This window comes from Shewanella sp. BC20 (assembly GCF_003129585.1).
Classification (GTDB): domain Bacteria; phylum Pseudomonadota; class Gammaproteobacteria; order Enterobacterales; family Shewanellaceae; genus Shewanella; species Shewanella seohaensis.
Genome location: NZ_NHRI01000028.1, coordinates 1 through 13327, shown reverse-complemented (window position 1 = coordinate 13327; position 13327 = coordinate 1). Strand labels below are relative to the sequence as shown.

Sequence of the window (13327 nt, the reverse complement as noted above, 5' to 3'; positions counted from 1 at the left end):
CCAGAGCGAACAAAATTTAATCTCGAAACGTCAACACGTCCTAATGAATGGGCATAAAAAAAGGTGTTGTCTCGGGAACCACAAGACAACACCCTAACATTGAACTAAGCCAGCTTAACTCGGCTAACTTAAACCTTAGTTAAATTTCTATTTTTTAAGCTAATTACTTAGCTTTTATGTCTTCTGCCATTCCTTTCGCCGGCATAGGCTGCGCCTTCAATGCGGGGATAGGCTGCTTAATCAACTCATCCTTAATATAGCTGATGGCCGTTTCGAGCTGCGCATCGTGGCCGTTAAAGGTCGCAAAGGGTAGGTTATCCACCTCAATATCCGGTGTCACCCCATGTCCTTCGAGTACCCAGCGGCCATCCATCGCATATTGCGGATATTCGGCGACCCGCGCAATGCCTTTATCTGTGAGTGAGTTACGACCCGATAACCACACGCCCGCGCCCGCAGTTTGTTTACCAATCAGCGGTGCAATGCCCAGCGCCTTAATCCCTGCCGAGAAGGTTTCACCATCTGAGTACGTTAGCTCGTCGGTTAACACCACTAAATGTCCACGGAAGGTTTGCTGCATATTGGTATTCGGTGTGCCATGGGTTGGCTGCCAGAAGGCCCAAGCCCGGCGTAACAGTTTTTCGATGATCCAACTATCAATATTGCCGCCGCGGTTACGACGCACGTCGATAATCAAACCGTCCTTATCGTAATTGGTGTAAAACTCACGGGCAAAACTCTCAATATCACCGCCGCCCATGGCGTATAAGTGCAGGTAACCAATCTTGCCCTTACTCGCCTCGGTCACGACGCCCGCGTTGTGGTTAACCCAATCTAAGTAACGTAATTGGCTATCGACCTGAGTGCTAACCGGCATCACCACGGTTTTATGGTGTTGGCCGCCGCGTTTAAGCTCCAGTAATACCTGCTTATCCTGCTGATTACGCAATAAACGAGTCACATCGGCCACATTAGTCACAGGAGTGCCATTGATGGCGAGTAACATATCGCCTTCTTTCGCATCGACTTCGATACGGCTTAAGGGCGATGCCTGGCTTGGCAGTTCAGGATCATTACGATAGATATGGGCAATTTTTACCCCATCGTTAGTTTGTTGTAGCCGCGCGCCTAAACTCGCGCCTTTGGCCGCGTCTGGGTCTTTTGGCAGATCGCCACCCCGCACTTGCGAGTGCAACGAGTCTAGCTCACCCATCATCTGCATAAAGATATCGTTTAACTCGTTACGGTCGGTCAAACGGTCAAGTAACGGTTGGTACTTGGCCTTGGTCGCTTGCCAATCGAGACCGCGCATCTTCTTATCGAAGAAGGAATCCCTGTGCATTAACCAAGCATCTTCAAACATTTGTTGCCATTCTAGGGTGGGTGAAATTGCTAATTGCCACTGATCCGTTTGCACCTTGGCATTTTCGGTATCGCCCAACTTGTCGCCCGCATCGACGATCAGCAGCGACTTTTCATTGCTTTTTTTGCGCAGCAACAACTTGCTACCATCGGCGGACACACTGTAGTTCGCCACATCTTCGGCAAACACTTCGGCTTTAGGGCGCTGATCGCTAAACTTAATCGTCATCAAGCTAGGCTCAGTGTCATCGCCAATCGCTTGGTCGAGCACATAGAGACGACCATCAATGGCAGTTAACTGGCTGTAATTGCCTGAATCGACAGGTACTTGCCATAAACGCTCGCCAATTCCCGCCCAATCAATTTTTACCGGCGTAGGTTTATCCTTAGAGTCTGCCTTTTCCGTCGTCTTAGCCGTCAGCTCTGTGGGTTTGCTGAAGGGGAACTTGGCATTCTTCACTAAGGCAATCGCAAAAATCTGGCTGCGTTTATCAAATACAGGCCCCATGTTGCGGTCGCCCCAAGGTGAGCTTGGTGTCGCAGTAAACTGGCGATTGGAGAGGAAATATAACCACTGGCCATCGCGACTAAAGGTCGGCGAATAGGACTCATACTTGTCGCTAGTGAGCGTTTGAGCCTTATTTTCGTCCACAGAATACAGCACGATTTGTGGCCTTTGCTTGCCGATTTCGGATTTAGTTAACGCGATAAAACGACTGTCTGCCGACCAGCGAATATCTGCATAGGGGCCAAGCCCTTCACCGTTGCTGATGATTTTTTGATTGGAATTTTTCTTCAGATCCAGCAACCACACATTGCCATCGTTATCGTCGTGGGCAAGGTAGCGGCCATCGTTTGACAGACTCAGCGTCATTCTTAAGGTATGGCCATCTTTGGTGAGTTGCTTCGCGCCGCTGCTGCCATCGGCAGGGAATTGCCAAATTTCCTGTTGGCCACTCATGTCACTGATGGCATAAACCGATTTACCATCCTGACTCATAATCGCATTGCGCACGCGATAGGTACCAGGCAGTGCCACTTGCACTAAACGTGAACCATCAATTCCCGCAATCGCCACATGGCTGCGGGCAGTAATCACCACTTTATCACCCGCAAGCGCAAGGTTCGCTGAGGTCGCATAATCCATAGGATCTTTTACCCAATGCTCGCGGCGCTGGGCAAAATCGGACGTTAATTCAATATCCAATAATGAGTCTTTGGCAGCGGCGATATCAAATACATGAATATCTGCGCCCTGCTGGAACACGACTTTACCTTGGTCCATGCGCGCGCCGCGCACCTGCCAATCTTTATATTGGGTCAACTGTTTTGCGTCACTGCCATCCAGAGCCATGGACCAGAGATTGTCGTTACCATCGCTGTCGCTGATAAAGTAGAGTCTGTCTTGCCATAGCATAGGCTGACGCACCGAACCTTGATGCTGACCACTGAGCAACTGCGCCTCGTCTTTGCCACCGAGTTTAAAGCGCCATAACTCACCCTTAGCGCCGCCGCGATAAACCTTAGCGTTATCGCCGGTGACCTGCAGGCCAAAACGAGTAAAGTACACATATTGATTATTGGCATCGACCACCCCTTCTACCGCATCGGCAAGTGGTAGGTCGGTCGTCGCCAATGTCTCAGGGTTCACCAGTCGCAACATCCAGTTGTTCGCAGGGCCAAAGCCACTGTCGGTGGAATAAAGCACTTCGCCCTTTGCGGTCCAGCCTTGCACGCGCACTCGGCTGCTTTCGAAACTCACTCGTTTGGCCACACCACCCGCAACAGGAATGACATAAACTTCACTCGCGCCCTCATAATTGGCGACATAGGCCACCCATTGACCATCGGCGGAGATGGCAGCACCTAACTCTTCGGCGGGTAAAGTGGTCAGGCGCGTCGCCGCCTTTTGCCCGAGCGTTTGAGTCCAAAGATCGCCTTCGGCCGTAAAGACTAAGGTTTGGTCATGCAATGCTGGCGCACGGTAATAACCTTGATTGCTGGCGGGTTGAGCGATGGCGTGGGCTGCGGACAAAGTGCCAAGGGCGAGCATGCAGCAGGCAACAGAATGACGAAGTTTCATGTGTAATCTCTATCCTATTGTTATTGTTAGCAATGGACTTTCTAGTGGGCGTGATTGACGAATGATGACCCAAAGTCTGGCAAAGTAATCCCACAAGCTAGCAGAAATTGATAGAGAGAGCAGTAACTGAAGGCAACAGAAGTTTTAGCAAATGTGTCATAGGCTTACCATTTGCTATACCGATAATCTTAACGGTATTTCTCAGGTTTAATCGAAGGTGAGTAAGTCGGCATATTGCGCGGAGAGCGAATTAAACTGATGGCTGGTTTTCGTTTGCTGCGCCAACGAAATTTGCTGCCATTTATATACAATTCGGGCTATTTCACCGTTAGTACTTAACGCCTTAATTGCAGCATTAAATTGCTTTAATTGCGCTGATGAAAGGGTTTGCTTGCTGAGCATTAAGTGAATTTGGTTGCGGTCCAACACTGGCTTTAGCGGTGATAACCTCACCCCTTGATGCTGACTGGCGATATAAGGCATGGCCATGGCATCACCAATAATCAGATCCGCACGGCCATAGGTGAGCATTTGCACCGACTTATCGGCATCGGGACTGAGTATCAACAGGTGCTCTTGCTCCAAGCGCTGCCGTGTCCGCTCATAATCCACCCCATACCAACCACTGATAGGCACTAACAAACGCAGTTTCTGGCTAAAAATATCCTGCCACTGGGTTAAGCGGATCTTGTCTTTGTTTTCATCCAATACAAACAGGCGCACTTCTTCATTACGGTAGGCAGCTGAAAATAAGGCATATTCTTCACGTTCAGTGGTTTTAGTGGCGCCCATCATCATGTCTAAGGAGCCACTTTTCAGCATTTGATGCGAACGCTTAGCCGGCACATTGATAAAAGTGACCTCGCAGCCTAAGTGTTCGGCAAAGGCACGAAGCAGCTCCACATCTAACCCCTGCGCCTCCCCTTGTGGATCTTCCCAGGCATAGGGCGGCCAATCGTTATAGCCCACTTTGAGGGGATTTAAGCAAACGGGCGCTTCGGCCTCAGATGGAGCACCTAAAGCGGGGAAAATAAAAACACATAACAGCAGGATATGGCTAAGCTGAAAAACGAACCTAGGCACAATAGTCGCCCCATAATCGGTTGTTCTCGTCCTCATCGAGAATGTCTAACGCAGTGAGTTTACCGTTAGATCCGCGGCGTTCCCATCGCCTTCCTAAGCTTAGTCTGCATCAACTGAGGATGCCATGGCTTGAACTCCCGTAAGAAAGCCGTCGCTTAAGGTATCCGATTTAAAGCAGGCACTTATACACTATCGCCACCACTTTGGTTGGTTCGCCCATATCCGTTTGCAGCCACACTATATGGGTGCCTCCTAACTCTTCTCCTTGTAAGGCGGCGGATTGTTTTGCTTCGGCAAGGTTATTGGCATGGCGACTCACACCTGTGACTAGCGCAAAACTGTCACAGTGAGTCACTTCAAAATCATAGGCTTCGTTAATGCGCCGTGGTAATTGAGGGGGTTCTAAGGCGCAACTTGAGAGAAAAAAGATAAGGCAAATCCCTGATAAGGCACATTTAAACAAAACAGTTTATCCAATTGTTAAATCCTAAATAGGCGGGCGAACATAACGAATTCGATTCAACTTAATTGTGAAGCAACTCACATCCCTTTAACGACAACCAATACACTAAGTTACAAATATTAATTTGATTTCATATGGTTATATAAAGGTTTGATAATCACCATGGATGATAAGCTTTGATTAATTCTCTCGAGCCTCATTTACACTTGTAAAAAAGGGAGTCAATCGACTCCCTTTTACCTGCTGCTTAATGGCGATTCGCCACCTCAGCTTAACACCGCAAATAAATGTGACTTTAACTGAGCAAAATCAGCGGCTAATTCAGCCGAGAGTACGGGTTTATGCTTCACCGCTTTAAGTTCTGCAGGCAGAGGTAAATCGAGGTTAAGCTCTCTATCCACGACGTCCTTAAACTTGGCAGGATGCGCCGTACCTAAAAATATTCCCACTTCATCAGGCACTAAGTTAAGTGTTAAGGCTCTGGCTGCAATGGCTGCATGGGGCTCGGACACATAACCTTTGGCATGTAACTCAGCCAGCGCCTCCGAGGTTTGCGCCTCTGATAAACGTATCCCCACTAGGTCCGCCAATGGCCAACCGAGTTTCTCGCAAATGGCCTCGACACGCGGCCAGTTACTTGGCTCGCTCACATCCATCGCATTGGACATAGTCGCTTGAGTGGGATTGGGTTGCCAATCACCACTCTCTAAATAACGTGGGACAGTGTCATTGGCGTTGGTGGCGGCAATAAAACGTTTAACAGGTAAACCCATGGCTTTGGCAAATAAGCCCGCGGTGAGATTACCAAAATTACCACTGGGCACGGCAATCACAGGATCGGCCTCATGGCGCTGTTTCGATTGGGCGACCGCTTCGAAGTAATAACAAATCTGTGCCAGCAAACGGCTGATATTGATTGAGTTGGCCGAGTTTAAATGCAAGCCATCACGCACATCGCTATCTTCAAAAGCCTGTTTGACTAAGTGCTGACAAGCATCGAAATCGGACGCTACTGCCACAGTGTGAATGTTCTTACCTAAGGTGGTGAACATCTTTTCCTGTAGCTCACTGATTTTGCCCTTAGGATAGAGCACGACTACATTGACTTTATCTAGGCCGTAAAAGGCATCGGCCACTGCTGCCCCAGTGTCACCCGAGGTCGCGGTTAGAATGGTTAAGCGCGAGTCTTGGGCAAAGGCATTGATGCATTGCGCCATAAAGCGCGCACCAAAATCCTTGAATGCTAAAGTTGGCCCATGGAAAAGCTCAAGGCACGAGCGCTGCTCATCGACCGCCACCAAGGGCAAATCGAAATTAAAGGCACGCTCGACCAGTTTATCTACCGCGTCTTGTCCAAGCTCTGAGGCAAGCCAAGCGCCGAGCACTTTTTTACTGCGCTCGACAAAAGGCATCGCCAGCAGCGCCTCGATATCGTGCAACACTGGGATTTGAGTAGGAAAAAACAGCCCTCTGTCTTTACCGAGTCCTAATTGCACCGCTTCCTTAAAGCTCACTTTCTGCGAAGGGTGTTTTAAATTATATAGTTCCATGCTCACTCGACCTTATCAGTGCCAAGCCTTTAGGCTTGGGCTTAATGCTTTTAAAAGTAAGAAAATTAATCGACTCGTCGCGTACCTTGCTCATCGAGGCGGCACACATGGGCAAAGCCCCCCGCTTCAGTCAGATAATGAGCCTCTAACCACGCCTTGGCGGCGTTAGCGGTCGCAAGATCGTCTGTCACCGAAAACAGCGTTGGCCCACTGCCAGAGATGCCAGTGGTTAACATGCCTAATTCGGCGAGCGCCGCCCTAGCATTGTCATAACCCGGTATCGCCGCCGCGCGGTAAGGTTCGGCCAGCACATCCTTCAAGACTTGAATCGCAAGCTTGGCGTTTTGCTGATAAGAGGCGTGTACAAAGGCACTCAAATAACGCCCAAAATCGATGGCCACGGACTTATCATATTGTTCTGGCATGAGTTTACGCATCATTGCCGTTGAGAGTGAAATCCCAGGATACGCCACCACCCAATACCATTGTTTAAAACTGGGGATCGGCTCACAGATAGCTCCGGGCACATTGAGCATCAGCTGCATGCCGCCCAAATAACAGGGCGCGACGTTGTCGTAATGCACGCTACCACTGATCTTGCCCTCAAATTCACCCATGAGTTCGAGTAGTGCTTGCTTATCGTATGGACGCTCAAAATGCTCGTTAAGCGCATAAAGTGCTGCAACCACTGAACTGGCGCTAGAGCCTAAGCCACTGCCGACGGGCAAGTTTTTTTCTAGGGTTAATGCCACGCCTTGGTTTTCTTTCCCAAGGGCTTTCAAGAAAAACACCGCGCATTGATGGACGATATTCTCCTCGGGATTACTGGGTAACTTATGCGCCCACGCTCCCACTTGAGTGAGGCTCACCCCCGCATCCGCCGCCGCAATAGTGACTCTATCGCCTAGTAAACTGCCATCGATGGGCGCAAGTGCTGCGCCCAATAAATCAAAGCCCACACCCACATTACCCATAGAGGCGGGAGCGTAAACGGTCAAACTCATACACTCACCTCACGAGTCCAATTTAAGGTTCTTAATACATCGGCAAAGGCGCCGGCCGCTGTCACTTCTGTACCCGCACCGTATCCACGTAATACAAAAGGAATCGGCTGATAATAACGGCTGTAGAATGCCAGGGCATTTTCACCACCTTTTACGCTGTAGAGCGGATCGGTAGCATCGACTTCGGTGATACGCACATAACACGCGCCTTCTTCAATCTGCCCCACATAACGCAGCACTTTACCCTGCGCTTTCGCCTCTGCCACTCGCGCCGCAATCGCCGCATCTGCCTCGGTTAAACGCGCCATAAAACTTTCCACATCGCCTGAATCATCAAAATCGTCAGGTAAGACTGAGTCGACAACGATATCGCTTAGCTCAAGTTTCAAACCCACTTCACGGGCCAAAATCAGCACTTTACGCGCCACATCCATACCACTTAAATCATCACGGGGATCGGGCTCGGTAAAGCATTTTTCCCGCGCCAGTTTAGTCGCTTCTGACAGCGTCATACCCTCATCGAGTTTACCGAAGATAAAGGATAAGGAGCCTGACAAAATACCGTTAAACTTGTGTAACTTATCGCCAGCAAATAACAGTTTTTTCAAATTATCGATAACGGGCAATCCGGCGCCAACGTTGGTCTCATACAAGAACTGACGACGTTGTTTCAAGGCTGTTTGACGCAGTGCTTGGTAGTAAGCGTAGTCTCGAGTATTGGCCTTCTTATTTGGCGTCACCACGTGCATGCCCGCATTCATCACCTCTAAATACTGGTTCGACACTTGCTCGCTTGAAGTACAATCCACCAGCACAGGGTTTAATAACTGTTGCTCTTTCACCCAAGCCAATAGCGCAGGCAGATCGCTTGGCTGCTGACTGTCGGCAAGAAGGTTTTGCCAATTGTTTAAATCGATACCCGCGCTATCGAGTAACATCTTGCTTGAATTCACGATGCCGCAGACACGAATGCTAATGTGCTGTTCTTTTAACACGCTCGCCTGATGTTTGATTTGCTCGAGTAAGCCTGCGCCAACATTGCCGCAACCCACTAAAAACACATCCAAATACTGCTGCACATCGAAAAAGCCCTGATGACAGGCGGCAACCGCATGTTTGGTCTTACGCTGTTCGATCACCGTTGAAATAGAGCGCTCGGAGGAGCCTTGTGCAATCGCGATGATATTCACACTCGCCTGCGCTAACGCCTGGAAGAACCGCGCCGCCACACCTTTATGGGTACGCATGCCATCACCGATTAACGAGACGATTGCTAAGTCATGGCGCATTTCAATCGGCTCGAGTAAGTCACTTTTGATTTCTAGCTCAAACTCTTGCTCCAGCGCCGATTTCACCTTGGCCGCATCACTAGTCGCCACACAAAAGCTGATGCTGTATTCGCAAGAACTCTGGGTGATGAGTGACACGGAAACGCCACTACGGGAAATTGCCGCCAGTGTGCGGCTCGCCATGCCGACCATGCCCTTCATGCCGGGGCCTGAAACATCAAACATGGTTTGATTATCCAGATTAGAAATGGCCTTCACCTGCAGACCGCTTTCATCGGCCTGATTCGATACCAGAGTGCCGGGCGCATCGGGATTAAAGCTGTTCTTGATATAACAGGGAATATGGAACTGGGCGATAGGCGCAATGGTTTTAGGATGCAGCACCTTAGCTCCAAAGTAAGACAGCTCCATCGCCTCTTGATAACTGAGCTGTGACAACAACTTAGCATCGGTAACAACCCGAGGATCGGTGTTGTATACGCCGTCAACGTCGGTCCAAATCTCACAACTTGAAGCATCTAAACAAGCGGCCAGCACGGCTGCGGAATAGTCAGAGCCGTTACGGCCTAAGGTCACGACCTTGCCGTCTTCATCGGCGGCAGTAAAGCCGGGCATCACCCAAACCCGTTTTTCATCGAGGGCAAGATTTTTGAATCGCGGTTTACTGACGGCAATATCCACCACGGACTCGAGCGGACGACCACGGCCTAAAAACAACTCACGTGGGTCTAGCTGCGATGAAGTAATACCTTTTGCCAGCATGACTTGCTCCATCAAAGCAGCAGACAAACGCTCGCCAGCAACAACGATTTCGGCGCGCACCCCGTCAGGGCATTCCTGCAGCAGCGTAATACCGCGTAATCTGTCCTGCCAACGTGCAAGCTGCGCACTCAGTCCGGCGAACAACACTTCGCTTTGACTGCTCGAGAGTCCAGAACTGACCGCATCCTGATAGAGCGAAGTAAACACCCGCTCAACGTGTTGAATGACTGGCGAATAATCTTCCCCTTTTACCGCCACATCGACCATTTCTAGCAAGGCGTTTGTCACTGTCGCGGGCGCAGAGAGCACTGTAGCCACAGGTTCTGCTTTCGCCGCCTTGGCCACGATATCCGCCGCCATTGAAAATCGCTGCCAATTTGCAAGCGAGGTACCACCAAATTTCATTACTTTCATCTTGATCTCCTGTACCGCGCCCGACTAAGAAACATAAGCTAGAAACAAAAAAGCCCGCTTCTTTGTGGGAAGCGGGCTCGTCGTTAAAATTCTTTAGGGTGTATCAGCCCGCCCCCACTCTGGTTGTAGTGGTGGTTGTAATAATGGTAATTACTACAAAACCTAGGCTATGCATACGTTTGGGCTAATCCATGTCAATGTGATGTAAAACAGAATTGCCTTTTTCACCTAGCCTTGTCAACCCCCTAACTGGATTATTTATGAACAAATCTTTCACAGCCTCAAATTCGCCTCTTAACATTCATTAATATCAAGTTTTCCTAGGGTAAAAATGCGATTTCATCAATAGAAAACTGTTGACGTAAACGTAATGACGCACAAATACATCTATTTTTAAACATTTAAATTCAATCAATTATATCAAGCATGTCGTAATGCCTTTAGATTAGGCTATGTAAACCCACTTTCGAGGCCAACAAACCACAAGCGATATCCATCAACAATTTGGCGTAAATTTCTCTCCAAATGGCTGTTCATCACGCCAACAAAAAGCTGTGCGATATCTAACATAAGCAACTTCAAATTATCGCCAGCGCCCCAAAAGCACGTTATTATGCGCGCACATTCCGAACCGGAGGCGATATGAAGATCACCCAACACAGCGCGGTAACCATTCATTACCGTTTATCAGATCAAGACGGCAGACTTTTAGAAGACTCTTTTGATGCCGAACCTATGCTCTATCTGCACGGTGCAGAAAACCTGATCCCAGGATTAGAAGCTGCATTAGAAGGTAAAACCAAGGGCGAAACACTGGATGTGACTATTAGTGCCGAAGAAGCCTACGGTCCTTACCACGATGGTCTGCGTCAAGCTGTGCCATTAGAAGCATTCGGTGATATCGAAGATATCGTTCCTGGTATGCGCTTTATTGCCGAGACAGAAATGGGTCAACGCCCAGTGCAAGTTGTCGAAGTCAAAGATGATGTGGTCATCGTTGATGGCAACCATCCTTTAGCGGGCCAAGCTCTAAGCTTCAACATTGAAATTATCGATGTTCGCGCTGCAACTGCAGAAGAGGTTGCCCATGGCCATATCCATGCCCACGGCGGATGTGGTAGCCATGGACACAGCCATGATCATGACCACGGCGGCGGATGCTGTGGTGGTTCAAGCCAAGATGCGGGTGGCTGTTGTGGCGGTGCTGATGATCATGGTCATCATCACCATGACCACGATCATGAAGCGTGCGACACACCAAAAACAGGTTGTGATGGCAATGGCGGTTGCGGTTGCCGCGGCTAATCTAGGCCGTAACGCCTAAAGCTCACTAACCCGAGCAAGATAATGAAGCACCTCCTTACATAAGGAGGTGCTTTTTTTATCAACAAATGTTTATAATCTAAAGGTAAGCACGGAAGTTTTAGATAGATTTAGCATTTTTAACTGGAATATTAGGGTTTTAAACCTATTTCGATATCACGCGACGGAGTGCATATGTTAACAAAACCTGTATATGAAGCTTTACCTTATGGTTATATGGCTTTGGGCATCGCAAGCTTTATGCTGCTCGAACCCAATTATGCTTTGATTGCTGCAGCTGTCATCTTTGTGCTTGGCGCAAGAATTTACACTATGCGCTCCCAAAACCGTCGTACCGACCCTATCAAACGTAGGAAATCAGGCGGGATCCCTAAGATGATTTATGACCTATTACCCTTCTTATACTTGCTAGGTGCATTGTCCATCTTTAAGTTTTTACCCGAAAAGTTTTACCCATTATTAGCCATATTACTCTTAAGCTACAGCTTCTACATTTTGGTAAGACGTACGCTTTATCGTCGTCATAAGTTGCCTGTCACCCCAATGTTTTAGGCTATTAAGGATAAAGGCACCACAGCGACCTTATTTGATGAGCTGTTGAATTTTTTCTCTATGGCTAGGTGCCATATTCTTTAAATAGTTTGAACAGCGTGTAATCGTGGCGATGCTGACCTCGTATTCCGCCGCGATTTGCCGCTGGCTCATCTCACCATCGAGTAATAATTGAAATACCTTTAATCGTCCCGCGATCGCACTGCGCTCTTCTTCTGTCAGCAATAAATGGAACAACACTGAGAGTTCTTCATAGTTTCCATGGCTCAATATTTTCTCTAAAACTAAGTCCCAATTGGCTCGCATAATCGCCCCAGTAGTATTGTTTAAGCATTACAACGGCAGTTTAGCAGATTTACTCAACCAACAAATAACTTGTTACGTTTATCCCTCCTGCCTAGACAAAAACTGACAAAAATGCTTCTAGTACATTGAGTTAATTTGTGTACAATAGGAGCGCAATGTCACACTTCGACGCTAATTTGTGAGAATACGATGAAAAAATTACTCCTGACTCTCGTTGCCGGTACCTTATTGGCTTCAACTGCACAAGCACACAATTTTGAAGATGCGAAGGACGCGATTGAATATCGCCAATCTGCATTTGGCCTGATTGCTTATAACTTTGGCGATATGGGTGCTATGATGAAAGGCAAAAAACCTTTCGAAGCTGAAACCTTCGCGATGCGCGCCAACAATGTTGCTGCTCTTTCGCACATTCCTTTCGAAGGCTTTATTGCAGGTTCAGATAAAGGTGATACCGAAGCGCTAGCCAAAGTATGGCAAGATAAGGCTGACTTCGACGCTAAGATGAAAACCTTCCAAGAAAATGCCGCTATTTTAGCGACTGTGGCTCAAAAAGGTGACCAAGCTGAAATCAAGCAAGCCTTTATGAACACAGGCAAGAGCTGTAAAGGCTGTCACGACGTGTACAAAAAAGACTAATTACGCGTTGTAATGTCTAATAAAAAAGCCTGCTACATGCAGGCTTTTTTAATGTTCAGTGTCTCGTCCTGAAATACGTTGACATAAAGAGGATTTCTTTATGACAACATCAATTAACTCAAGCAGTAAGCGCACACAACGAGATTACACATTAGCCTTTAAATTAGGCGTTGTAGAGCGTGTTGAAAAAGGCGAAATGACGTACAAACAAGCCCAAACCCGTTTTGGTATTCAAGGCCGTTCAACCGTACTCGTTTGGCTTCGAAAACATGGTAGACTCGATTGGTCGAAACCTTTTCAGCATCCCCTTATGCCTAAGTCAAAAGAAACCCCTGCCGAAACGATCAAGCGCCTTGAACGTGAGTTAGCAGAAGAGAAACTGCGTAACCAAATCCTCAATGGCATGGTTGATATCATGGACAATGAATATGGAGCAGGCCTCAGAAAAAAGTACTTATCCGGTACGTCTGGCAAGCAAAAGCTAAAAGCGAAATAAA

Annotated in this window: 10 protein-coding genes and 1 pseudogene; 4 read left to right on the top strand and 7 right to left on the bottom strand. The window is 48.2% G+C overall.

Going from position 1 to position 13327, the window contains the following annotated elements; all coding sequences use genetic code 11:
* Nucleotides 1-163: 163 nt before the first annotated feature.
* The 6 genes from CBX96_RS20285 to thrA form a co-directional block, all read right to left on the bottom strand.
* A complete protein-coding gene (locus CBX96_RS20285) occupies nt 164-3445 on the bottom strand; it encodes a S41 family peptidase (RefSeq protein WP_109287883.1) in 3282 nt (1093 codons plus the stop codon).
* Between the two features lie 207 nt (nt 3446-3652).
* Nucleotides 3653-4564, bottom strand: coding sequence for a substrate-binding periplasmic protein (locus tag CBX96_RS20280; protein ID WP_375136851.1), 912 nt, complete (start codon nt 4562-4564; stop codon nt 3653-3655).
* A 133-nt stretch (nt 4565-4697) separates the two neighbouring features.
* On the bottom strand, nt 4698-4967 hold the full coding sequence (locus CBX96_RS20275; RefSeq protein ID WP_041412956.1) for a hypothetical protein: 270 nt from the start codon (nt 4965-4967) through the stop codon (nt 4698-4700).
* 290 nt (nt 4968-5257) lie between these two features.
* Complete coding sequence (gene thrC, locus CBX96_RS20270; protein ID WP_109287881.1) at nt 5258-6541, bottom strand: threonine synthase; 1284 nt, start codon at nt 6539-6541, stop codon at nt 5258-5260.
* A 65-nt stretch (nt 6542-6606) separates the two neighbouring features.
* A complete protein-coding gene (thrB, locus tag CBX96_RS20265; RefSeq protein WP_109287880.1) occupies nt 6607-7545 on the bottom strand; it encodes a homoserine kinase in 939 nt (312 codons plus the stop codon).
* Nucleotides 7542-10010 carry a bifunctional aspartate kinase/homoserine dehydrogenase I gene (thrA, locus tag CBX96_RS20260; protein ID WP_109287879.1) on the bottom strand — a complete coding sequence of 823 codons (2469 nt, stop codon included), beginning with the start codon at nt 10008-10010 and terminating at the stop codon, nt 7542-7544. The genes thrB and thrA overlap by 4 nt, the downstream gene beginning before the upstream one ends.
* 642 nt (nt 10011-10652) lie before the next feature.
* On the opposite strand from thrA, the gene slyD reads away from it, so the two are divergent.
* Both slyD and CBX96_RS20245 read left to right on the top strand, forming a co-directional pair.
* Complete coding sequence (gene slyD / locus CBX96_RS20250; protein WP_109287878.1) at nt 10653-11315, top strand: peptidylprolyl isomerase; 663 nt, start codon at nt 10653-10655, stop codon at nt 11313-11315.
* 192 nt (nt 11316-11507) lie between these two features.
* The gene (locus CBX96_RS20245; RefSeq protein WP_011625580.1) at nt 11508-11885 is read left to right on the top strand and encodes a hypothetical protein; all 378 of its coding nucleotides are present in this window, start codon (nt 11508-11510) and stop codon (nt 11883-11885) included.
* 30 nt (nt 11886-11915) lie between these two features.
* Here CBX96_RS20245 and trpR read toward each other — a convergent pair whose 3' ends face one another.
* The gene (trpR, locus tag CBX96_RS20240) at nt 11916-12191 is read right to left on the bottom strand and encodes a trp operon repressor (RefSeq protein WP_011621923.1); all 276 of its coding nucleotides are present in this window, start codon (nt 12189-12191) and stop codon (nt 11916-11918) included.
* A gap of 189 nt (nt 12192-12380) precedes the next feature.
* Between trpR and CBX96_RS20235 the strand changes: the two genes are divergently transcribed.
* Together CBX96_RS20235 and CBX96_RS21715 are read left to right on the top strand one after the other, a co-directional pair.
* Nucleotides 12381-12830, top strand: a complete 450-nt coding sequence (locus tag CBX96_RS20235) for a cytochrome c (RefSeq protein WP_109287877.1) — start codon at nt 12381-12383, stop codon at nt 12828-12830.
* A gap of 100 nt (nt 12831-12930) precedes the next feature.
* Nucleotides 12931-13327, top strand: a pseudogene (locus CBX96_RS21715) (IS3 family transposase); the annotation flags it as partial.